We start from the raw sequence: 22,033 nt of genomic DNA, 5'->3' as shown, positions 1-22,033 counted from the left end.
ATCGGAGAGGTATGAGAGCACCGACCCTCGAAGTCCACATCACCCCCGACCAACTGGCGGACTCGCTACGGGCGGATGCTGCCCGCGGGCTGACGTCGACCCCCAAATGGTTGCCGCCCAAGTGGTTCTACGACGCTCGGGGCAGCGAACTGTTCGAGCGGATCGCGCGGCTTCCGGAGTACTACCCGACCCGGACCGAGCGAGGCCTGCTCGAGGAGCACGCCCGCGAGATCGCCGCTCTCGCGGCACCGCAGGTCCTGGTGGAACTGGGGTCGGGCTCGTCCGAGAAGACCCGGCTGCTGCTCGACGCGCTGGGAACACGGGGGTCGCTCGAGAAGTACGTTCCGCAGGACGTGTCCGAGAGCGCACTGCGCGATGCGACCCGCCGGATCGCGGCGGAGTTCCCGGAGATCGACGTCCACGGGGTGGTGGGTGACTTCACGGACTCGCTGCATCACCTGCCGGGTGGGGGACACCGGATGATCGCGTTCCTCGGTGGAACGCTCGGGAACCTCGTGCCCGACGAGCGCCGCGCCTTTCTGGCCGGCGTCGCCGACGTCCTGGACCCGGGCGAGCATCTGCTGCTCGGCGTCGCCCTGGTGACCGATCCCGCCGTGCTGGTGCCCGCGTACGACGACGCCGCCGGGATCACCGCCCAGTTCGACCTCAACGTGCTGTCGGTGTTGAACAAACAACTGGGCGCCGACTTCGACCTGGACCGGTTCCGGCACGTCGCGCTGTGGGATCCGGTGGAGGAATGGATCGAGATGCGCCTCGAGGCCGACACCGCGATGACCGTCCGGGTGCCCGACCTCGGCCTGACGGTGCCGTTCGCGGCGGGCGAGCAGATCCGCACCGAGATCTCCGCGAAGTTCCGCAGGAACGGCATCCGCGCGGAACTCACCGCGGCCGGCTTCGACGACATCCAGACCTGGACCGACGAGAACGAGAGGTTCGCGCTGGTGTGTGCCCGCCGGGGCTGACTACTCGGCGGCGAACGGATCGGGCAACGTCAACTGCATGTAGGTCATGTCCAGCCAGCGGTCGAACTTCCGTCCCACCTCGGGCATCTGGGCGACGATCCGGAACCCGAAGCGCTCGTGCAGCGCGATGGACGTGGTGTTCGACGACTCGATGCTCGCCACGATCACGTGGATCCGGGCGGTGCGGGCCCGCTCGATCAGCTGCGCCATGAGCGCAGTCGCGATGCCCCGACGGTGGTGGTCGACATGCACGTACACCGAGTTCTCGACGGTGTGGCGGTATCCGTTCTTGGGCCGCCACACCCCGTACGACGCGTAGCCCGCGACTGTGCCGTCGACGTCCGCGACGAGGATCGGGAACCCGAGACGGCCGCGGTCGTCGAACCACCGCCGCCGCTCGGCCAGGTCGGCCGGCACGTCGTCCCAGTTCGCCGTCGTATTGGCGATCGCCTCGTTGTGGATCTCGAGGATCCTCGGCAGATCGCCCTCGACGGCGTCACGAATGAGCATGCCGTCCCTGTCCCGTCCCTGTCGCTACTCGCCCGCGCTGCGGCGCGCCTTCTCGAGCGCCGCGAGCGTGCGGAGGATGGTCGCCTTCTGGCCGTTGAGGTCGTTGAGGCGGGCACGTGCGGCCAGACCCTGAGCGGCCTCGGCCAGCCCGATCTGGGTGTCGACCTTGGTGAGCTGGTCGAGCAGACCCGTCACCCGCTCCTCGAGCGCTGCGACGTCGAGCTTCTTCGCCGGCGCGACGGCGGCGGTCGGCTCGGGGGCAGGCGCCGACGAGGCGGCGCGGGGGCGCGCGGGTGCCTTGCGGGCCGGCGCCGACTCGGCCTCGAACGCGGTCACGATACGAGCAGCCTTGGGGCGCATCGACTTGCGGATCAGCGCCGGGTCCGGCGGCTCGGGCAGACGGATCTGGTTCAGGGCCGCACGGGCATCGCGGGCGTTGACCCGCCACTCGCGCTCTTCGTCGTCGTCGGACTGCAGCGTGCCGCCGATCGGGCGCAGGCCGTACATCCCCATGAACTTGCGGGCCTCGTCGATCACGGTCTCGTGCTCACGGCACGTGTCGCAGCGCGGTTCGTTGCGGAACACTTCGATCGATTCGGCGCTTCCGCACCACACACAAGACCCGGGAGTCCATCGGCGAACCGGTTGAGAATTCGGAACAGAGGCGGCGGCGGGGTTTTGCAGGGTCTGCGCGTCGATCACGACGAGCCACAATAAGGCACCGCTCGGAGCGCGGCTACACCGAGGTCCACTTTTCCCGCCGCGCGTGATCAAACTCATGTTCGGGAGCTCTGGATCTCGGCAAAGTCTTGTGCCGCACGCCATCTCCGCTACGTGAAGACACCCGTGAACCAGTCGACGAGGGGACGCATCGCCCGCCAGGCGAGCTGGACGTGCCCGGTGGCGTCCACTGAATCGAGCCAGTCCGGGCACCCGTAGTTGCGCCCTGCGGTGAGCGACCGATGCCGCAGCAGATCGAGGCGAGGATGGTCGGCGGCGACACCGCGCGGGCGAGTGACGAGACGGTCCCCGCCGATGTCGAAGCCGGCGGATTCGAGCTTGCGCACGATGCGCTGCAGGGCACGGCCGCGACGCTCGTCGTCGACGGACTCGCGATAGCGCGCGAGTTGCTCGGGAGTGTGGGCGTAGTGGCCGCCGGCCACGAACAACCCCGACGCGTCGATCTGCACGTAGAATCCGACACCCGGGCAGGTTTCGACGAAACCACCCTGATGAGTCTTGTACGGCGACTTGTCCTTCGAGAACCGGACGTCGCGGTGCGGGCGGAAGACCTTCCCTGAACCGAACTCGGGTTCGAGGTCGGCAAGCAGCTCGACCATGGGCGCGCGGACGTCGGTGTCGTAGACGGGCTTGTGGGAGGTCCAGAAGGCCTTGCTGTTGTCGGCCTCGAGATCCTCGTAGAAGTCCAGTGCGGTGGTTGGGAAACCTGCGAACACACCGAACAGGCTACGCCCGTGCGCCTTTCCGGTGGGCGTACCCACCGAAAAGGCGCACGAGCGCGCAGTGCCTCTTAGGCGATGCCGTCGAAGAGGGAGGTCACCGAGCCGTTCTCGAAGACCTCCTGGATGGTGCGGGCCAGCAGCGGCGCGATGGACAGCACCGTCAGCGTCGGGAACCGCTTCTCCTCCGGGATCGGCAGCGTGTTGGTCGCGATGACCTCCTTGGCGCCGCAGTTCGCGAGACGCTCGGCGGCCGGATCGGAGAACACGCCGTGCGTGGTCGCGATGATCACGTCACCGGCACCGGCGTTCTTGAGCACCTCCACGGCGCCGGCGATGGTGCCGCCGGTGTCGATCATGTCGTCGATCAGGACGCAGGTCAGACCCTTGACGTCACCGACGACGCGGTTCGACTTCACCTGGTTCGGCACCAGCGGATCGCGGGTCTTGTGGATGAACGACAACGGTGCGCCGTCGAGGGCGTCGGCCCACTTCTCGGCGACCTTCACACGGCCCGCGTCGGGGGAGACCACGCAGATGTTGTCGGTGCCGTAGTTGTCGCGCACGTACTGGGCGAGCTGCCCCTGCGCGTGCATGTGATCGACCGGGCCGTCGAAGAAGCCCTGGATCTGGTCGGTGTGCAGGTCGACCGTGATGATCCGGTCGGCGCCCGCGGTCTTGAGCAGATCCGCGATGAGGCGGGCCGAGATGGGCTCACGTCCACGGTGCTTCTTGTCCTGGCGGGCGTACGGGTAGAACGGCAGCACCGCCGTGATCCGCTTGGCGGATCCGCGCTTGAGCGCGTCGATCATGATCAACTGCTCCATGATCCACTGGTTCAGCGGCGCCGGGTGGCTCTGCAGCACGAATGCGTCGCTGCCTCGCACCGACTCTTCGAACCGGACGAAGATCTCGCCGTTGGCGAAGTCACGAGCAGTCTGCGGCGTGACCTGGATGTCCAGTTCCTTGGCCACCTGCTCCGCCAATTCGGGGTGTGCGCGGCCCGAGAAGAGCATCAAGTTCTTCTGCACGTCGCTGGATATCGCGCTCACTGGTCTTCGCCATCCTTTGGTTCTAGCTGATCGGTTTGTTGCTGGGCTGCTAGTGCCGCTGCCTCGGCAGCGGGAGTACCGGGTCGATTCCGCTCGACCCAACCCTCGATGTTGCGTTGCTTGCCACCCGAGACGGCGAGCGCCCCCGGTGGCACGTCGTTGCGCAGGACAGTGCCCGCGCCCGTGTAGGCGCCGTCCCCGACGCGGACGGGTGCGACGAACATGGTGTCGGATCCGGTGCGCACATGCGAACCGACGACGGTGCGACTCTTGCTCACGCCGTCGTAGTTGACGAAAACGCTGGATGCTCCGATGTTGCTGTGCTCGCCGACCGTCGCGTCACCGACGTAGGTCAGGTGCGGCACCTTCGAGTGCGCGCCGATGTCGGCGTTCTTGGTCTCGACGAAGGCACCGAGCTTGCCGGACACACCGAGCGTGGTGCCGGGCCGCAGGTACGTGTACGGGCCGACGGTCGCGCCCGGTCCGATCGCGGAGCCCTCACCGTGCGTGCGGATCACCGATGCGCCCGCCCCGACGACGACGTCGGTGAGCGTGGTGTCGGGGCCGACGACGGCGTCCTCGCCGATCCGGGTGGTGCCGCGGAGCTGGACACCGGGGCGCAGTGTGACATCGCGATCCATCGTGACGTCCACGTCGATCCACGTGCTCGACGGATCCTCCACGGTCACCCCGGCCCGCATGTGCCGCTCGAGGATGCGGCGGTTGAGTTCGCCGGCGAGCTGGGCCAACTGGACCCGGTCGTTGGCTCCGGCGACGAGAAGATTGTCGGTGATGTGCTGGGCCCGAACGGTTTTCCCGGACTGTCGGGCGATCGCGATGACATCGGTGAGGTACAACTCGCCCTGCGCGTTGTCCGCGCTCAGCGACGACAGCGCGTCGCGGAGCGTCGCGGCGTCGAACGCGTAGACCCCCGAGTTGACCTCGGTGATTGCGCGCTGCGACTCGGTGGCGTCGGCCTGCTCGACGATCGCGGCGACCTCCCCGTCCGTGGTGCGCAGGATTCGCCCGTACCCGGTGGGGTCCGGTGCCGTCGACGTAAGGACGGTCACCGCCGCCGCGGGTTCGGCGGTGTGGGTGCCGACCAGCGCGCGCAGCGTCTCGGCGTCGAGCAGGGGGACGTCGGCGGCGGTCACCAGGACGGTGCCGTCGAAGTCGTCGGGCAGCGACGTCAATCCGCAGCCGACGGCGTGCCCGGTGCCGTTCTGTTCGTCCTGGACGGCGGTCGCGACAGCGCGTCCCAGTTGCTTGGCGACCTCGTCGACGGCGGCTCCGACCGCCTCACGATCGTGTCCGATCACCGTGACCAGTTCGGTGGGCTCGACGGCCGCCGCGGCGTACAGGGAGTGAGCGAGCATCGAGCGCCCGGCCAGAGTGTGCAGCACCTTGGGGGTCTTCGACCGCATTCGAGTCCCGGCACCGGCGGCGAGGACGATGACGGCGGTCTTCGGTGGCATGAAGCTCCCTCGAGTGTCGATCTACGCTTGGCCGCTTGCGCGGGCGGACTCGTCGCGCACGTTCCGACAGAGAATATCGCGACGAGTTCTCGTGATGGCAACGCGCCCGACACTAGCTGTGGGTGGCACGGTCGTCCGGAGAACCGGGCGGCCCGGGATCGGGGAACCGTGCGAACAACCGTTCTCGTCGGGAAACGAACGTTAACGGGACGGTAGCAACACCGAACCTACCGCTCGGTAGGCGGTGGCGGGAATCACACTCGACCGAGTGGAGATGAATGAGTGGGGGAGCTCCGCCGCCAGGACTCGAACCTGAACTATCTGAACCAAAATCAGAGGTGCTGCCATTACACTACGGCGGATTACCGCGATCGCGAGCTGACGCTCACAACGCGGGACCGATCCTCGCACGTCGACGCGCCGCGCGTCGAACCGCAGGCGAAAATCGTCGCGGAGTGCGCTATAGGCTGGCCTCTACCAGCGCCGTCCGTGTTCTGTACGGCGTGTCGGAAAGGACGGTTATCCCGAGTGTCGCGACCATCACGAGAATCCCAGGGTGCCGAACGCGCGCCGCGAACACGGATGACGGGCACCCAGCGTCGGGAGCAGTTGATAGAGATCGGACGCGCACTCTTCGCCGAACGCGGGTACGAGGCCGCCTCCATAGAGGAGATCGCCGCGCGGGCCCAGGTGTCCAAGCCGGTCGTCTACGAACACTTCGGTGGCAAGGAAGGGCTCTACGCCGTCGTCGTCGACCGCGAGATGTCCAAGCTGCTCGAGATGATCACCTCGTCGCTGATCCAGAACCGGTCGCGGGTCCGGGTCGAACGGGTCGCTCTCGCGCTGCTCACCTACGTCGAGGAGCGGACCGACGGATTCCGCATCCTGGTTCGGGACTCTCCGGTCGCCGCGAAGGAGGGCACCTACTCGAGTCTGTTGAACGAGGCGGTCCGGCAGGTCGGCCACATTCTGGCCGGCGACTTCGCGCGCCGCGGATTCGATCCGGAGCTCGCGCCGCTCTACGCACAGGCTCTCGTCGGCATGGTCGCCACGACCGCGACGTGGTGGCTCGACGAGCGGACGCCGTCGAAGGAGGTCGTCGCCGCCCACCTGGTGAACCTGTGTTGGAACGGGCTCACCAACCTCGAGGCCGATCCGCAGCTCGGCGAGTGATCGACCCCGGCCCGGCCGGTCGCGGGCGGCGGGCGTGGGGTCGGGCCGGGTGTCGGGCCGGTGTCGGTACGCGCGCATAGAATCGAACAGTCTGCATTTCACGACATCAGGAGCGCCGTCGTTGTCTTCCGTGTCCCCATCAGCTCCGTCCTCGTCCGCAGTGGCCACTCCGCTCGCCGGGCTCGCGAGGACAGCCCTCGCGGACAGTGCCATCGGCCGGGTGCGCGAATGCATCGGCCGGTCGTCCGTCGAGATCGTCGCCCCCAACCCCGCGCGGCCGTTCGTGGCCGCGGCCCTCGCCGAGCAGGTCCAGCTGTTGCTGGTGACCGCGACCGGTCGTGAGGCCGACGACCTCACCGTCGAACTGCGCGAGATCCTCGGGGACGCGGTGGCTCAGTTCCCGTCGTGGGAGACGCTGCCGCACGAGCGCCTGTCGCCCGGGGCCGACACGGTCGGGCGCCGGCTCCAGGTGCTCCGCCGTCTCGCACGACCCGAGGACCCCGACTACGGCCCGCCGCTGCAGGTGATCGTGACGACGGTCCGCTCGCTGGTGCAGCCCATGGCGCCGGGGCTGGGGGAGATCGAGCCGGTCCTTCTGCGGGTCGGGACCGAGCACGAATTCGAGGGACTGATCTCGCGGCTCGTCGAGTTGGCGTACACGCGCGTCGACATGGTCGGCAAGCGCGGCGAGTTCGCGGTCCGCGGCGGCATTCTCGACATCTTCCCGCCCACCGCGGACCATCCCGTGCGCGTCGAGTTCTGGGGCGACGAGATCACCGAACTGCGCGCGTTCTCGGTCGCCGATCAGCGGTCGCTGCCCGAACTCGAGGTCGCCACCGTCATCGCTCCGCCGTGCCGCGAACTGCTGCTCACCGAGCAGGTGCGCGACCGTGCCGCGCAGCTCGCCACGGAGAACCCCGCCGACGCGGCGCTGGTCGAGATGCTCGACAAGCTCTCCGCCGGCATCCCGGTCGAGGGCATGGAGGCGCTGCTGCCGCTGCTGCAGCCCGGCGAGCTGCAACTGCTCTCGGACGTGCTTCCCGATGGTGCCCACGTGCTGCTGTGCGATCCGGAGAAGATCCGCACGCGCGCAACCGACCTGGTTCGCACCGGGCAGGAATTCCTGGAGGCGTCGTGGACGGCGGCCTCGATCGGCGGCGCCGCTCCGATCGACACGTCGGTGCTCGGCGGCGGCATCGACCTGGGAGCCTCTGCATACCGCTCGCTGCGCCAGGTGCGCGAGAGCGCCGAGGCGCATGGTCGGCCGTGGTGGACCATCAGTCCGCTGGCCTCCGGCAGCGACACCGAGACGGTGTTGCCGGTGCAGTCGGCGCCGGAGGTGCGCGGTTCCGACGAGATGCTCTCGATGCTGTTCGCGAACCTGCGCGCGCACGTCACCACCGGCGGACGCGCGGTGGTCGTGGTGGCGGGTTCCGGTACCGCGCAGCGGGTGCTCGAGCGGTTGCGTGACGCCGACGTCCCGGCGGGCGAACTGGCGCCGGGCGCCGAACCGGCCCGCGGGCTGGTCGGGGTGCTGTGCGGGTCGCTGCACGAGGGGCTGGTGCTTCCCGGCGACGGTGCCGCCGAGGCGAACGGTTCCGAGGCCGACGGTGTCCCGGGACTGGTCATTGTCACCGAGTCCGATCTCACCGGCAACCGGGTCGCGGCGGCCGGGGACGGTAAGAGGATGCCGGCCAAGCGCCGCAACCAGGTCGATCCGCTGGCGCTGCACGCCGGCGACATGGTGGTGCACGACCAGCACGGCATCGGCCGCTTCGTGGAGATGGTCGAGCGCACCATCGGTGGTGCGCGCCGCGAGTACCTCGTCATCGAGTACGCCGCGAGCAAGCGGGGTCATCCCGGTGACCGGCTGTTCGTGCCGATGGAGGCGCTCGATCAGCTCTCGCGCTACGTCGGCGGCGAGTTGCCGGCGCTGAGCAAGCTGGGCGGTTCCGACTGGGCCAACACCAAGCGTAAGGCGCGCAAGGCTGTCCGCGAGATCGCGGGCGAACTGGTGCAGTTGTATGCCGCGCGACAGGCCGCGCCGGGTCACGCTTTCGGCCCGGACACGCCGTGGCAGAAGGAGATGGAGGACGCCTTCGCGTTCACCGAGACCCACGACCAGCTGACCGTGATCGACGAGGTCAAGGCCGACATGGAGAAGGCGGTCCCGATGGACCGTGTCGTGATCGGCGACGTCGGCTACGGCAAGACCGAGGTCGCGGTCCGCGCCGCGTTCAAGGCCGTGCAGGACGGCAAGCAGGTCGCGGTGCTGGTGCCGACGACGCTGCTGGCCCAACAGCATCTGCAGACGTTCACCGAGCGGATGGCGGCGTTCCCGGTGAAGGTGCGGGGGCTGTCCCGGTTCACCGACGCCGCCGAGTCCAAGGAGATCATCGCGCAGTTGGCGGAGGGGGAGATCGACGTCGTCATCGGTACGCACCGGCTGCTGCAGACCGGCGTCCGGTGGAAGGACCTGGGCCTGGTGATCGTCGACGAGGAGCAGCGCTTCGGTGTCGAGCACAAGGAACACATCAAGGCGCTGCGCACGCACGTCGACGTGCTGACCATGTCGGCGACGCCGATCCCGCGAACCCTCGAGATGAGCATGGCCGGGATCCGCGAGATGTCGACGATCCTCACCCCGCCCGAGGAACGGCACCCGGTCCTCACGTACGTCGGGGCGTACGCCGACAAGCAGGTCGCGGCCGCGATCCGGCGCGAACTGCTGCGCGACGGCCAGGTGTTCTACGTGCACAACCGGGTGAGCTCGATCGACAAGGCCGCCAAGCGGATTCGGGACCTCGTCCCGGAGGCGCGGGTGGTGGTGGCGCACGGGCAGATGAACGAGGAGACGCTCGAGAAGACCGTGCAGGGCTTCTGGCAGCGTGAGTTCGACGTGCTGGTGTGTACCACCATCATCGAGACCGGCCTCGACATCTCCAACGCCAACACCCTCATCGTCGAGCGGGCCGACTCGCTCGGCCTGTCGCAGCTGCACCAGTTGCGCGGTCGCGTCGGCCGCAGCCGGGAACGGGGTTACGCGTACTTCCTGTACCCGCCGGAGAAGCCGCTCACCGAGACCGCGTACGACAGGCTCGCCACCATCTCGCAGAACTCCGACCTCGGCGCGGGTATGGCCGTCGCGATGAAGGACCTCGAGATCCGCGGCGCCGGCAACGTGCTCGGCGCCGAGCAGTCCGGCCACGTCGCGGGCGTCGGTTTCGACCTGTACGTGCGACTCGTCGGCGAGGCGGTCGAGGCGTACCGCGCGGTCGCCGACGGCCGACCCGTCACGACCGAGCCGGAGACGAAGGAGGTGCGGATCGACCTGCCGGTGGACGCGCACATTCCACCCGACTACGTCACCAGCGACCGGCTCCGCCTCGAGGGCTACCGCAAGCTCGCGGCGGCCGCCGACACCGACGCCATCGCCGCCGTGGTGGACGAACTCGTCGACCGGTACGGTCCGCTGCCCGAGGAGGTGGGCCGCCTGGTGTCGGTCGCGAAGCTGCGCCTGCTGTGTCGCGAGTACGGGATCGAGGAGGTCGCGGTCACCGGAACCCAGCTCAAGATCTCACCGATGCAGCTGCCGGACTCGAAGCAGTTGCGGCTCAAGCGGATCTACCCCAGCGCGCAGTACCGGGCCACGACCGGCCTGGTGCAGATGCCGTTGCCGCGTGCCGGATCCGGCGGCGTGGGCGCCGATCGGGTGCGGGACGTCGAGCTGCTGCAGTACATCGCGGACTTCCTGCTCGCGATGGACGGCAAGGCGGCCGGCGCGGTGGACGTGTCGACGCAATCGGCTGCGCAGGCAGGGGTCTGACGCGGATGAGCGACCGGGGCGAGCACGGCGAACAGTGGCGCGCGGGTGATGCCCTGATCGAGGCCGTCGAGGTGATGGATCGACTGTGGGGGTTCGGTGGCTGGGAGGTGACCCAGACGCACGACTCGCTGCGGCCGTACCTGCTCGAGGAGGCGTACGAACTGCTCGACGCCGTTCAGGTCGGAGATCCGGTCGGAGTTCGTGAGGAACTGGGGGATCTGCTGCTGCAGGTGCTCTTCCACTCCCGGATCGCGGAAGCGGCCGGTCAGTTCACCGTCGACGACGTCGCGGCGACACTCGTCGCGAAGCTCGCGCACCGCAGCCCGCACCTGACCGACGGGGTCACCGGTCCCGTCGACGTCGCCGAGCAGGAGCGCGCGTGGGAACTGCGGAAGGCCGCGGAGAAGGCCCGACAGTCGTGCATCGACGGGATTGCGCTGATGCAGCCGGCGCTGGCGCTCGCCGAGAAGGTGATCTCGCGGGCCCGCAAGGCCGGACTGCCCGACGATCTCGTTCCGGACGAGCTGCGGCTGGTGCATCTGGGAGGTCCCGGCAGTGCCGAGGACGAACTACGCAAGGCGACACTGCGATTCGTCGACCGGATCCGGGCCGCCGAGTCCGCCGCACACGCGGACGGCGTCGCGTGGGGCGGACTCGGGGCGGACGACTGGCGAACCTACTGGAGTAGCTGAGCCGCCATCAGCTGGGTGAGTCGTTGTGGTGCTTCGCGATTCGACCGTTCCCGTCGAGCTCCAGCGTCACGTCGATACCGACCTTGCGCAGGAACTCGTAGTCGTGACTGACGATCACCATCGCACCGCGATAGGCGTCGAGCGCCTCGGCCAGTTGTTCGACGCTGGTGACGTCGAGATTGTTCGTCGGCTCGTCGAGGATCAGTAGCTGCGCGGGAGGATCGGCCAGGAGCAGTTTGGCGAGCGACACCCGGAAGCGTTCGCCGCCGGACAGCGTCGCGACCGGCCGGTCGGCGGCACTGCCTCGGATCAGCAGACGCGCGAGCTGATTGCGGATCGTGCCGGCTGCCGTGCCGGGCGCGACCGCCTGGACGTTCTCGAGTGCGCTCAGGCGGTCGTCGAGGTTGTCGAGGCGCTGGGGAAGATAGCCGACGCGGTCCGTCGACAAGACACCGTGGACACGGCCCGGATCCCCGGTCGTGCCGTGCAGAAGATTCTCGAGCAGCGTCGACTTTCCCGCGCCGTTGGGGCCCACGAGCGCGACCCGCTCCGGACCCTGGACGACGATCGAGCGGTCGCCGTCATGGAACTCGGCCAGTCGCCGACCCCGTGGTACATCGGGGTCGGGGAGGACGAGTCGGATGTGTTCGTCCTCGCGCACGCGCAGGTCGGCGGCGTCGACGGCGGCCTGGGCGGCCTCGACCTTGGAGTCGAGTGTCGAACGCATCGATCCGGCGGATGCCTGCGCCTTGCTGGCACGATTCCCCGCCAGGATCTTGGGGATCCCGCCGTCCTTCTGCGTCTTCTTCGCGGTTCGTTCGCGTCGGGCCAGCTTCGTCTCGGCTTCGACTCTCTGACGCTTCTCGACCTTGAGCGCCTGCTCGGCCGAGCGCGCGGCCTGCACGGCCGCGGCCTGCTCCTGCTCGCGATACTCCTTCCACGCGCTGTACGGACCGCCGAACACCTCGATCCTGCTGCCGTGCAGTTCTGCGGTGGCGTCCATGTGCTCGAGCAGTTCCAGATCGTGACTGACGACCACGAGCGTGCCGGTCCAGTTGTCGACCATCTCCGCCAGTCGCGCACGCGTGGGCCGGTCGAGGTTGTTCGTCGGCTCGTCGAGCAGCGTGATCGGGGTGCGGCGGATCCGCAGTCCGGTGATGGCGATGAGCATGGCCTCGCCGCCGGAGACCGTGGCGACCGGTCGGTCGAGATCGGCTGCCGTGAAGCCGATCTCGTGCAGTGCCTCGTCTGCGCGCGCCTCGATGTCCCAGTCGTCGCCGACCGTGTCGAAGTGTCGAGGATCCGGATCGCCGCCCTCGATCGCCCGGAGGGCTTCGACGATCCCGTCGATGCCGAGGAGTTCGGCGACGGTCGACTCCTTGCGCGTGGTCAGCGTCTGGGGGAGGTAACCCACTTCTCCGACGGTGTCGATCCGCCCCGATGTGGGCTGGAGCAGTCCGGCCACCAGTCGGAGCAGCGTGGACTTGCCCGCGCCGTTGCGGCCGACGAGTCCGGTGCGCCCGGTGGTGAAGGTGCCGCTCACGCGGTCGAGCGCGACGGTACCGTCGGGCCATTCGAAGGTGGTGTCTCTCAAAGTGATTGCGGAGGCACTCATGCGTTGCCGTCCCTTTCGTGAAAGGTTGCTGATCAGCAGGGCTGAGGGAACGACCGATCACGAGAGGTCGCCGGGACGGGCAAGCATGCGTCGTACGGGTGGGTCGACATCGCTGTGCACACGGGAAGCGTGATCGGCGCGAGCCGGAAGTGCCGGGGAAGGGAGCCCTGAAATGGGCATGGGTCGTCAGCCGAGGCGCGGTCCGCGCCCGATCGGCAACGCCACCGGCAAGTCCGGTGGCTAGATTTTGTCGACCTCGATGTCCATGAGCGGCACTCTATCAGCGTCGCCCGGACGGTCACTGCTTGCGGCAGTTGAGGATGGCAGCGTGCGGCTTCTCCCAGTAGCCGCGCAGCAGGTCTGCTTCGGCGTCCGCCTCCGGTGTCCGCACCTGGGCATGGTCGAGCCACTGGACCAGCTGGAATCCGGCGGTGTGCATGGCGTCGTCGATGCTCGGCCTGTTCCACACGTACGCAGTGACGGTGTCCTCGTCGGCTTCGTGGTTCGACGGGTCGAAGAGGTCGAGCTTGACGCTGCTGCCGTCCCCGTCCGGGCCGATCGGGGTCAGCCGGAAGCCGTAGCGCTCGTAGTACGACGGATCCCGGACATAGTCGGGATGGATCGGCAGGGTGACGAGACGTCCGCCCGGACGGAGCGGTCGTGCCATCTGGGCGCACATGTCGTGGAGTTCGGCCCTGGTGGTGGCGTACGGCAACACGTACACGGCCAGGATCAGATCGAAGCACCCCTCCAGATCGTCGGTGAGATCGGAGGTGAACGAGATGTCGCGTGGGCTGCTCGCCTCCCACCGGCGGGCGTAGTCGAGCATGCCGTCGGAGACGTCGTAGCCGACCACCCGTGCGCCCTGTTCTTTCAGCCACCGCGAGTACATGCCGTTGCCGCAACCGAAGTCGAGGACATCGCGTCCTTCCAGATCCCCGAGGGCGGCCAGGACGTTGGGGATCTCGAGGTGCCGTCTGAAGGGCCAGCCGGCCATGCCCTCGTAGAGATCGGCGAGTTCGTCGAACTGGCTCTGCATGTGCGCCCCTTTGTCCGAATCGGTTCGATCCCGTCACCGTAGGGCGAAATGCGGATACCCGCTCGTTCAAGCGCGAGATCGGTCCGCCGGAACGTACCGAGCGTGTTTCCTCACGTGAACAGCGTCGACCCCCAGTAGTCGCCGTCGCCGATACCCGGCGGGACCGCGAAGACCGCGGAGCCGACGTGCTTGATGTACTCGTTCAGCGCGTCGTTGCGGGCCAGGCTCTGCTGCATCGGCACGAACTGCTTCTGTGGGTCGCGGCAGTACGCGATGAAGAACAGTCCGGCGTCGAGGTGGCCGAAACCGTCTGTGCCGTCAGTGAAGTTGTAGCCGCGGCGCAGGATCTGGATGCCGCCCAACTCCTCGGCCGACGCCAACCGCACGTGCGCGTCGGCATCGATCACCGGCCTGCCGCCGGCACCCTTGGCGTCGAGTTGGAGGTCGTCGAACTCGTCCTTCCGCCCCAGCGGTGCGCCGCTGCCCTTGCTCCGGCCGAACACCCGCTCCTGCTCGTGCAGGGTGGTGCGGTCCCACGGCTCGATCAGCATGCGGATGCGCCTCGCCACCAGGTAGGAACCGCCCGCCATCCAGGCCTGATCGTCGGCGGGATCGACCCACACGAACTCCGATACCGCCGCCGGGTCCTCGGCCTTGATGTTGCGGGTCCCGTCCTTGAAGCCGAACAGGTTTCGCGGCGTCGTCTGACTCGTGGACGTCGACGACGTGCGGCCGAACCCCAGCTGCGACCAGCGGACCGCGACGACGCCGAAACCGACGCGCGCCAGGTTGCGCACCGCGTGCACCGCGACCTGCGGGTCGTCGGCGCAGGCCTGGATCGCGATGTCGCCGCCCGAGCGGGCCGGTTCGAGCGCGTCGCCGGTGAACTTCGGCAGGTCCACCAGCGCGGCCGGCTTCCTGTCGGCGATCCCGAATCGATCCTTGCCGTTCGCCTCGAAGAGCGACGGACCGAACCCGATCGTCAGCGTCAGCTTCGACGCATGCAGGTCCGTTGCCTCACCGGTGTCGCTGGGAGGCTTGTACTCGCCGGCGCCGACCGCGCCGTCGGCGGCGGCCTCCTCACCCGCGGTCATCCGCTCGGCCATCTCGGTCCACTTCTGCAGCATCGCCACCAGTTCGTCGCGTGACTCGGTGATGACGTCGAACGCGACGAAGTGCATGCGATCCTGCGCGGGCGTGACGATCCCTGCCTGGTTGACGCCTCGGAAAGCCACTGTCTGCGTTGTCGATTCGGCCGCAGCGGGCGCGGTCAGCCGTCCCGCCGTGGCGCCGGCCCCGGCCAGTACCGCGCCCGCTCCGACTGCTCCGACTGCCCCGAACAGTCGTCGCCGGGACAGACCCCTATCCGGCGACGACACCCTGCACCTGGCTCACTTCGGCGGACAGCGCGTCGATCTTCTGGGACAGCGCCTGACGCTGCGGCTCGGTCACGGTGTCGTACGAGACGAAGCCGTCGGCCTGGCGGAACTGCGCGAGCGCCTGGTCCAGTTCGGCGAACCGCTGGTCGATGCGTCCGGCCAGTTCCGGGTTGCGTTCGTCGAGGATCGGACGCAGCGCCGCGATCGCGGCCTGCGACCCGTCCGCGTTCGCCTGGAAGTCGTACAGATCGGTGTGCGAGAAGATGTCCTCCTCGCCGGTGATCTTGGTGCGCGCGATCTCGTCGAGCAGGGTCTGCGCCCCGCCGGCCACCTGGATCGGGTCGACGACGAAGTCCGGCGCGGCCACGCCGTCGGCGAGTTCCTGGATGTCGGCGACGAGCTGGTCGGCGATCGCGTTCGTGTCGGGCTGCAGTCCCGCCACCCACAGGTCCTTCTCGAGACGGTGGAAGCCGGTCCAGTTCCAGCCCGGTTCGACGTCCACCTCGCGCAGGTCGATCCGCGGATCGAGATCGTCGGGGAAGCTCTCGGCGATCGGCTCGATGCGCTCGTAATAGGTACGGGTGAGCGGGTACTGCGCCTTCGCTGCGGCGACGTCACCGGCCTTGATCGCGGCCACGAACGTGGTGACGGTCTCCTGCAGGGCGGTGAGCTGGCTGTCGACGTAGCGCTTGTATCCGGCGGCCGCCTCGGCGAGGCGACCGTCGGAGTCCGTCGCGGCCACCGAGTCGCCGGTGACGGTGAAGGCGGTGCGGATCCCGTCGCCGACCATGCCCGGCTTGCACGCGGTGTGGTAGGTCCCGGGCTCGGCGAGATTGACGATCAGCTGACGGGTCAGTCCCGGGCCGACGTTCTCGACCTCGCCCATCACCCGGTCGCCGTCACCGAAGACGTAGAACTCGGTGACCTTGGCGCCGTTGTTGGTGATCGAGAACGTGGTGTTCCCGGTCTCGGCGGTGCTGCCCGAGATCTCGCACGAGGTGTCGGTGGCGGTCACCACGATCGCCTCGTCGCCCGCGGCCGACTTGGATGTGCACGCGGCGAGGGCGAGGGGAGCGATCGCGAGCAGGGCGAGCGCGGAGGTGGAACGACGCACGGGCGGAACCTTTCAGGAAACGGTGAGCGAGGAGTCTTGTGCGGCAGCGGGCTTCGGCCGGGCGGGGACCGGGCGCAGGAACAGCGGCAGTACGATCGCGAGGTACGCGACCCACGCGACGAGCTGGAACACCGTCGGGTCGGGCCGGAAGTTGAAGATGCCCGACAGGACGGTGCCGTACCAGCTGGAGGTGTCGAAGACCGACGAGATGTCGAACGCGATCGTGGAACCGCCGGGCAGCCATCCGGCGATCTGCAGTGCCCGCACGCCGTAGGCGAGGATGCCCGCCGCCACCACCACGAGGAACGCGCCGGTGTAGCGGAAGAAGCGGGCGAAGTCGATGCGTACGGCGCCGACGTACAGCAGGACGGTGAGGACTGCGGCGACCGCGATGCCGAGCAGTAGACCGAGCAGCGGCCACGCGCTACCGGCGGTGTTCTCGGCGTAGCCGACCAGCAGCAGTGCCGTTTCGACGCCCTCCCGGCCGACGGCGAAGAAGGCCATCGCCGCGACGGCCACCGGCCCGACGGCCAGCGCACGGTTCATTCCGACGCGCAGGTGGCCCGAGATGGACGCGGCGGCGGTGCGCATCCACAACACCATCGCCGTGACGATGCCCACCGCGACGAGCGACGCGAGACCACTGATGAGTTCGGCGGCCGTCCCGGTGACGGTGGAGGTGCCGAAGTGGATGCCGACGAAGATCGCGACGACCATCGCGACCGCCGCGCCGACGCCCACCCACACCCACTTGAGGGCGTCACGACGCTCGGACTTGACCAGGAACGCGACCAGGATCATCACCACGATGCCGGTCTCGAGCCCCTCCCGGACACCGATCAGGCCGCTGCCGAACAACTGTGTCGCGATGGACGGTGCGTCGGCACCGGCGGCGAGAAGTGACACTTCGGCGTCTCCTGATTCGAGTCGGACGGCCGGTGCAGGATAGGCAAGGCAAACCTGGAGCGACCACGCCGAAAGTAGCATCCCCTAAGGCCGCCCGAAAACCACCCCCCACCAGGTGTTTTTGTCCGAAATGGGGAGTTGGTCCTGAATCCGGCGAGCGTCACGACCGCGCGGTCTGGATGATGGACGGCGTGATGAGAGATGCCGCCACGCGTACCGGGGATCCACGGACACGCGCGCCGGGGCTGCCGCCGGCCCGACCGCCGAAACGGCGGCGTCCGCTGCGCACGTTCCTGATCGTGACGTCCTCGCTCCTCGTCGGGGTCGCGGTCGTGACCCTCGCGGTCGGACTCGACGAGCTGGATCAGCGGAAGCCACGGATCGAGATCCCCGAGGGCATTCCGCCGGGACCCGGCGCGCCGCTCCCGCCGATCGACATCAACGCGGCCGGGCGGACCGCGAACCTGCTGCGGGAGTGGGCGGCACCGCTGTCGGACGCGCTGGCGATCTCCCCGACCGCGATGGAGGCGTACGGCTACGCGGCCGCCGTCATGACGGCGACGCGTCCCGAATGCGGCATCGGATGGACGACCCTCGCGGGCATCGCCGCCGTCGAAAGCAGGCACGGCACCCACGGCGGCGCCCGCGTCGACGACGGCGGGCAGGTCTCGCCGCCGATCCGCGGAATCCCGCTCGACGGCGCACCCGGCGTCGCGGAGATCCCCGACACCGACCGCGGCAGGATGGACGGCGACGCCACCCACGACCGCGCCATGGGGCCGCTCCAGTTCATCCCGGAGACCTGGGGCCGGTGGGGCGTCGACGCCAACGGGGACGGAGCCGTCGACCCGGACAACATCGACGACGCCGCACTCACCGCGGCGCGCTACCTGTGCGCGCGTGGCGGCGACCTCACCACCGCGGACGGCTGGACGGCGGCACTCATGGCCTACAACCTGTCCGGGGAGTACCTGCTCGACGTCCGGGATCGAGCCGCGGCCTACTCGGTGGGGGTGCGTCGGTGACCACCGCCGCGACGGGCGTGACGAGGGCCACGCCGTGCGCGCCGCAGGACGGGAGTCGGTTACTCCGGTTAGGCTCAGACCTGGCACTATGCATCCGGCGGCTCACCGTGGTCGCCTGCCCGTAGACAACCCAGACGCTGCCTGTCCGGACCGGCATCCACTGTCGTCCGCAGCAGCCGTACGAAGCCGCCGAAGGAGAACCATTCGTGGCCATCATTGAGCAGGTCGGAGCTCGCGAGATCCTCGATTCCCGTGGTAACCCCACGGTTGAGGTCGAGGTACTGCTCGAGGACGGCAGCTTCGCCCGCGCCGCCGTCCCCTCCGGTGCCTCCACCGGTGAGCACGAGGCCGTCGAGCTGCGTGACGGTGGCGACCGCTACCTGGGCAAGGGTGTCGAGAAGGCCGTCGAGGCCGTCCTCGGCGAGATCGCCCCGGCCATCATCGGCCTGGACGCCACCGAGCAGCGCACCGTCGACCAGGCGCTCCTCGACGCCGACGGCACCCCGGACAAGTCCCGCCTCGGCGCGAACGCGCTGCTCGGTGCGTCGCTGGCCGTGGCCCGCGCCGGTGCCGAGTCCTCCGGACTGGAGCTGTTCCGTTACGTCGGTGGCCCCAACGCCCACGTGCTGCCCGTCCCGATGATGAACATCCTCAACGGTGGCGCGCACGCCGACACCGGTGTCGACGTCCAGGAGTTCATGGTCGCGCCCATCGGTGCGCCCACGTTCAAGGAGTCGCTGCGCTGGGGTGCCGAGGTGTACCACTCGCTGAAGTCGGTCCTCAAGGCCAAGGGTCTGTCGACCGGCCTCGGTGACGAGGGCGGCTTCGCCCCCGACGTCGCGGGCACCAAGGAAGCACTCGACCTGATCGCCGTCGCGGTCGCGCAGACCGGTCTCACGCTGGGCACCGATGTCGCGCTGGCGCTCGACGTCGCGGCCACCGAGTTCTACACCGACGGCACCGGCTACAAGTTCGAGGGCAAGAACCGCACGGCCGACGAGATGGCCGCGTTCTACGCCGACCTGCTGGCCCAGTACCCGCTGGTCTCGATCGAGGATCCGCTGGACGAGGACGACTGGGAGGGCTGGGTCTCGCTCACCGAGCAGATCGGCAACAAGATCCAGCTCGTCGGCGACGACCTGTTCGTCACCAACCCGGAGCGCCTCGAGGAGGGCATCGCCAAGGGCGCGGCCAACGCACTCCTGGTGAAGGTCAACCAGATCGGCACCCTGACCGAGACGCTGGACGCCGTTGACCTGGCCCACCGCAGCGGCTACAAGACGATGATGAGCCACCGTTCGGGTGAGACCGAGGACACCACCATCGCCGACCTGGCCGTCGCGGTCGGCAGCGGTCAGATCAAGACCGGTGCCCCCGCCCGCAGCGAGCGCGTCGCGAAGTACAACCAGCTGCTGCGCATCGAGGAGAGCCTCGGCGACGCCGCCCGGTACGCCGGCGAGGTGGCGTTCCCGCGCTTCGTCTTCGAGGGCTCCGCCAGCTGATGAATCAGCGCGGTAGGTCGCGGTCGGGGCGCCCCTCTCCGGGTGGGCGTCCCGGTCGCAGCGGTGCCGGAACCGGGCAGGGCCCTCGCGGGCCCCGTCGGAACCGTGCCGGCACTCCTACCGCCTCCGGGCGGGTCGGCTCGGACGCGTCGAGTTCACTCGACGCCGACGGCGACACGACCGGACCTTCCGCCAGTAGTGCCGCTGGGTCCCGTGCCCGCTCGCCGCGAGCGGGCACGGGACGCCGGTCGGCACCGGCCCGGTCCGAGCGCACGTTCTTCGGGCTCTCGACGGGTCGCGCAGTCATCCTCGCCGTCGTGATCTGCGCATTGGCGCTCACCCTCGCGATGCCGCTGCGCACGTACCTGACCCAACGCACCGAGGCGGACCGTCTCGCGTCCGAGCAGCAGGATCTCGAACGGCAGCTCGACGAGTTGCAGCAGCAGAAGGAACAGATCGAGGACCCCGCGTGGATTGCCACGCAGGGCAGAGAACGTCTCGGCCTGGTCCGGCCCGGGGAAACCCCGTACAAGGTGCAGTTGCCCGGCGACTACAAGCCCCCGCAGAAGGATGCGCCGCCGCCCCCGCCGTCCACCGGCGCGTGGCACAGCGACCTGTGGCAGCGGCTCACCGAACTGCCGGCGCCCGCCCAGCCCGAACCAGAAACACCGCCGGCGACCCCCGTGGTGCCGGCTCCCGCACCAGAAGAACCAGGAGTACCCACCGGGTGAGCGAATCGTCCGTCCCCCAGGAAGACCTCGACGCAGTGGAGGCCCAGCTGGGTCGCGCCCCGCGGGGCGTCCTCGAGATCGCCTACCGCTGCCCGGACGGGCAGCCCGGCGTCGTGAAGACGGCCCCCCGGCTGCCCGACGGCACGCCGTTCCCCACCCTCTACTACCTCACGGACCCCCGGCTCACCGCCGAGGCCAGCCGGCAGGAGTCCGCGGGCGTGATGCGGGAGATGACCGAGCGCCTCGGCACCGATCCCGAACTGGCCGCAGCGTACCGTCGCGCCCACGAGTCCTACCTTGCCGAGCGCAACGAAATCGACTCCCTGGGAACCGACTTCACCGGCGGCGGCATGCCCGACCGGGTCAAGTGCCTCCACGTCCTGATGGCGCACGCGCTCGCGAAGGGGCCGGGTGTCAACCCGTTCGGTGACGAGTCGGTCGCACTCGCCGCGCGAGGCAAGCTGCGCGGCACCGCGATTCCCGCGGACTGGCCCGAGTACCGCGGACCCGGCGAGGCGGGAGAGCACGAGTGACCAGGGTCGCCGCGATCGACTGCGGCACCAACTCGATCCGACTGCTCGTCGCGGATGCCGACGACAGCGGACGACTCACCGACGTCACCCGGCTGATGCGGATCGTGCGACTCGGTCAGGGCGTCGACGCCACCGGGGCGTTCGCGCCCGAGGCGATCGAGCGGACTCGCGTCGCGCTGACCGAGTACGCCGACATCATCCGCGACACCGGGGCGACGGCGGTGCGGATGGTCGCCACGTCGGCCACCCGTGACGCCGCGAACCGCGAGGACTTCTTCGCGATGACCCGTGAGGTTCTCGGTGCCGTGATATCCGGCGCCGAGGCCGAGGTCATCACCGGTGACGAGGAGGCGCGGCTGTCCTTCGCCGGTGCGGTCGGTGAACTGGATCCGGCGGAGGGGCCGTTCGTCGTGGTCGATCTCGGCGGCGGGTCCACCGAGATCGTGCTCGGCGACGCCGCCGGCGTCCACGCCGCGTACTCCACCGACGTCGGCTGTGTGCGAGTGACGGAACGCTGCCTGCACGACGACCCGCCCACCGCGGAGCAGATCGAGTCCGCCCGCGCGTTCGCATCGGACCGGCTCGCGCAGGCGTTCGCGACGGTTCCGGTCGAGCGGGCTCGGACCTGGGTCGGCGTTGCCGGCACCATGACCACGCTGTCCGCCGTCGCGCAGGACCTGCCCGAGTACGACGCGGAGCGGGTGCATCTGTCCCGGCTCGGCATCGACCAGCTGCACGACGTCGCACGCCGCCTCGTGACGATGACCCACGACGAGCGCGCAGCCCTCGGCCCGATGCACCCCGGCCGGGTCGACGTGATCGGCGGCGGGGCGATCGTCACCGCTGTTCTGGCCGACGAGTTTTCGCAGCGCGCGGGAATCGGCGAACTCGTCGTCAGCGAACACGACATTCTGGACGGAATTGCAATGTCGGTCCCGCTGGGCGGGTCGTGAATTAGCTCACTGTTTGATCCGCCTACACTGTTCCTTGGTTTTCCACTGTCGTGGCCACCGGAGTC

General features: G+C 69.0%; 19 protein-coding genes and 1 tRNA gene. 9 read left to right on the top strand and 11 right to left on the bottom strand.

The genetic code is table 11. From position 1 onward, the window contains the following. The first annotated feature begins 11 nt into the window (after window positions 1-11). Window positions 12-983, top strand: a complete 972-nt coding sequence (egtD, locus tag IJ15_RS0119530; RefSeq protein WP_031940029.1) for an L-histidine N(alpha)-methyltransferase — start codon at window positions 12-14, stop codon at window positions 981-983. Here egtD and IJ15_RS0119525 read toward each other — a convergent pair whose 3' ends face one another. From IJ15_RS0119525 to IJ15_RS0119500, 6 genes are all read right to left on the bottom strand, one after another. Further along, window positions 984-1,493 carry a GNAT family N-acetyltransferase gene (locus tag IJ15_RS0119525; RefSeq protein WP_031940028.1) on the bottom strand — a complete coding sequence of 170 codons (510 nt, stop codon included), beginning with the start codon at window positions 1,491-1,493 and terminating at the stop codon, window positions 984-986. Between the two features lie 24 nt (window positions 1,494-1,517). After that, window positions 1,518-2,195, bottom strand: coding sequence for a hypothetical protein (locus tag IJ15_RS0119520; protein WP_081880833.1), 678 nt, complete (start codon window positions 2,193-2,195; stop codon window positions 1,518-1,520). A 128-nt stretch (window positions 2,196-2,323) separates the two neighbouring features. Beyond that, window positions 2,324-2,950 (bottom strand): DUF2461 domain-containing protein, encoded by a 627-nt coding sequence (locus IJ15_RS0119515; protein ID WP_031940026.1) that lies wholly within the window; start codon window positions 2,948-2,950, stop codon window positions 2,324-2,326. Window positions 2,951-3,024: 74 nt separating this feature from the next. After that, the gene (locus IJ15_RS0119510) at window positions 3,025-4,005 is read right to left on the bottom strand and encodes a ribose-phosphate diphosphokinase (RefSeq protein WP_031940025.1); all 981 of its coding nucleotides are present in this window, start codon (window positions 4,003-4,005) and stop codon (window positions 3,025-3,027) included. After that, window positions 4,002-5,480 (bottom strand): bifunctional UDP-N-acetylglucosamine diphosphorylase/glucosamine-1-phosphate N-acetyltransferase GlmU, encoded by a 1,479-nt coding sequence (glmU, locus tag IJ15_RS0119505; RefSeq protein WP_031940024.1) that lies wholly within the window; start codon window positions 5,478-5,480, stop codon window positions 4,002-4,004. The genes IJ15_RS0119510 and glmU overlap by 4 nt, the downstream gene beginning before the upstream one ends. Before the next feature lie 291 nt (window positions 5,481-5,771). Beyond that, window positions 5,772-5,842: transfer RNA gene (locus IJ15_RS0119500), tRNA-Gln, on the bottom strand. 220 nt (window positions 5,843-6,062) lie between these two features. Here IJ15_RS0119500 and IJ15_RS0119495 point away from each other — a divergent pair. The 3 genes from IJ15_RS0119495 (at window position 6,063) to IJ15_RS0119485 (ending at window position 11,171) form a co-directional block, all read left to right on the top strand. After that, entirely contained in the window at window positions 6,063-6,653 is a 591-nt protein-coding gene (locus tag IJ15_RS0119495) for a TetR/AcrR family transcriptional regulator (protein WP_031940023.1), read from the top strand. A gap of 160 nt (window positions 6,654-6,813) precedes the next feature. Further along, entirely contained in the window at window positions 6,814-10,479 is a 3,666-nt protein-coding gene (mfd, locus tag IJ15_RS0119490) for a transcription-repair coupling factor (RefSeq protein ID WP_031940022.1), read from the top strand. A 5-nt stretch (window positions 10,480-10,484) separates the two neighbouring features. Next, window positions 10,485-11,171 carry a MazG family protein gene (locus IJ15_RS0119485; RefSeq protein ID WP_031940021.1) on the top strand — a complete coding sequence of 229 codons (687 nt, stop codon included), beginning with the start codon at window positions 10,485-10,487 and terminating at the stop codon, window positions 11,169-11,171. Window positions 11,172-11,178: 7 nt separating this feature from the next. On the opposite strand, the gene IJ15_RS0119480 is transcribed toward IJ15_RS0119485, so the two are convergent. The 5 genes from IJ15_RS0119480 to efeU form a co-directional block, all read right to left on the bottom strand. Beyond that, window positions 11,179-12,786 carry an ABC-F family ATP-binding cassette domain-containing protein gene (locus IJ15_RS0119480; protein ID WP_031940020.1) on the bottom strand — a complete coding sequence of 536 codons (1,608 nt, stop codon included), beginning with the start codon at window positions 12,784-12,786 and terminating at the stop codon, window positions 11,179-11,181. Window positions 12,787-13,084: 298 nt separating this feature from the next. After that, a complete protein-coding gene (locus IJ15_RS0119475) occupies window positions 13,085-13,825 on the bottom strand; it encodes a class I SAM-dependent methyltransferase (RefSeq protein WP_031940019.1) in 741 nt (246 codons plus the stop codon). Between the two features lie 110 nt (window positions 13,826-13,935). Then, window positions 13,936-15,204 (bottom strand): iron uptake transporter deferrochelatase/peroxidase subunit, encoded by a 1,269-nt coding sequence (gene efeB / locus IJ15_RS0119470; RefSeq protein ID WP_031940018.1) that lies wholly within the window; start codon window positions 15,202-15,204, stop codon window positions 13,936-13,938. Further along, window positions 15,188-16,318, bottom strand: coding sequence for an iron uptake system protein EfeO (gene efeO, locus IJ15_RS0119465; RefSeq protein WP_031940017.1), 1,131 nt, complete (start codon window positions 16,316-16,318; stop codon window positions 15,188-15,190). The genes efeB and efeO overlap by 17 nt, the downstream gene beginning before the upstream one ends. Window positions 16,319-16,330: 12 nt before the next feature. Continuing rightward, a complete protein-coding gene (gene efeU / locus IJ15_RS0119460) occupies window positions 16,331-17,224 on the bottom strand; it encodes an iron uptake transporter permease EfeU (protein WP_031940016.1) in 894 nt (297 codons plus the stop codon). A gap of 194 nt (window positions 17,225-17,418) precedes the next feature. On the opposite strand from efeU, the gene IJ15_RS0119455 reads away from it, so the two are divergent. From IJ15_RS0119455 to IJ15_RS0119435, 5 genes are all read left to right on the top strand, one after another. Continuing rightward, window positions 17,419-18,249: a lytic transglycosylase domain-containing protein gene (locus tag IJ15_RS0119455; RefSeq protein ID WP_051919256.1), complete on the top strand. Its 831-nt coding sequence runs from the start codon at window positions 17,419-17,421 to the stop codon at window positions 18,247-18,249. Between the two features lie 206 nt (window positions 18,250-18,455). Then, the gene (gene eno / locus IJ15_RS0119450) at window positions 18,456-19,751 is read left to right on the top strand and encodes a phosphopyruvate hydratase (RefSeq protein ID WP_031940014.1); all 1,296 of its coding nucleotides are present in this window, start codon (window positions 18,456-18,458) and stop codon (window positions 19,749-19,751) included. A gap of 317 nt (window positions 19,752-20,068) precedes the next feature. Further along, a complete protein-coding gene (locus IJ15_RS26755) occupies window positions 20,069-20,482 on the top strand; it encodes an FtsB family cell division protein (protein ID WP_156112162.1) in 414 nt (137 codons plus the stop codon). Continuing rightward, window positions 20,479-21,015 (top strand): DUF501 domain-containing protein, encoded by a 537-nt coding sequence (locus tag IJ15_RS0119440; protein WP_031940012.1) that lies wholly within the window; start codon window positions 20,479-20,481, stop codon window positions 21,013-21,015. The genes IJ15_RS26755 and IJ15_RS0119440 overlap by 4 nt, the downstream gene beginning before the upstream one ends. Then, window positions 21,012-21,968 (top strand): Ppx/GppA phosphatase family protein, encoded by a 957-nt coding sequence (locus IJ15_RS0119435; RefSeq protein ID WP_031940011.1) that lies wholly within the window; start codon window positions 21,012-21,014, stop codon window positions 21,966-21,968. The genes IJ15_RS0119440 and IJ15_RS0119435 overlap by 4 nt, the downstream gene beginning before the upstream one ends. The last annotated feature ends 65 nt before the right edge of the window (window positions 21,969-22,033 follow it).

The sequence above is a fragment of the Prescottella defluvii genome (assembly GCF_000738775.1).
GTDB classification, from domain to species: domain Bacteria; phylum Actinomycetota; class Actinomycetes; order Mycobacteriales; family Mycobacteriaceae; genus Prescottella; species Prescottella defluvii.
Note: the sequence above shows the minus strand (reverse complement) of the source record. Positions and strands in the feature narration are given on the sequence as shown.

What these genes read in the sequence shown, in the direction of transcription:
- egtD (WP_031940029.1), top strand. Translation starts at nt 12, where the DNA reads ATGAGAGCACCGACCCTCGAAGTCCACATCACCCCCGACCAACTGGCG.
- IJ15_RS0119525 (WP_031940028.1), bottom strand. Translation starts at nt 1,493, where the DNA reads ATGCTCATTCGTGACGCCGTCGAGGGCGATCTGCCGAGGATCCTCGAG.
- glmU (WP_031940024.1), bottom strand. Translation starts at nt 5,480, where the DNA reads ATGCCACCGAAGACCGCCGTCATCGTCCTCGCCGCCGGTGCCGGGACT.
- IJ15_RS0119495 (WP_031940023.1), top strand. Translation starts at nt 6,063, where the DNA reads ATGACGGGCACCCAGCGTCGGGAGCAGTTGATAGAGATCGGACGCGCA.
- IJ15_RS0119485 (WP_031940021.1), top strand. Translation starts at nt 10,485, where the DNA reads ATGAGCGACCGGGGCGAGCACGGCGAACAGTGGCGCGCGGGTGATGCC.
- IJ15_RS0119480 (WP_031940020.1), bottom strand. Translation starts at nt 12,786, where the DNA reads ATGAGTGCCTCCGCAATCACTTTGAGAGACACCACCTTCGAATGGCCC.
- IJ15_RS0119475 (WP_031940019.1), bottom strand. Translation starts at nt 13,825, where the DNA reads ATGCAGAGCCAGTTCGACGAACTCGCCGATCTCTACGAGGGCATGGCC.
- IJ15_RS0119455 (WP_051919256.1), top strand. Translation starts at nt 17,419, where the DNA reads ATGAGAGATGCCGCCACGCGTACCGGGGATCCACGGACACGCGCGCCG.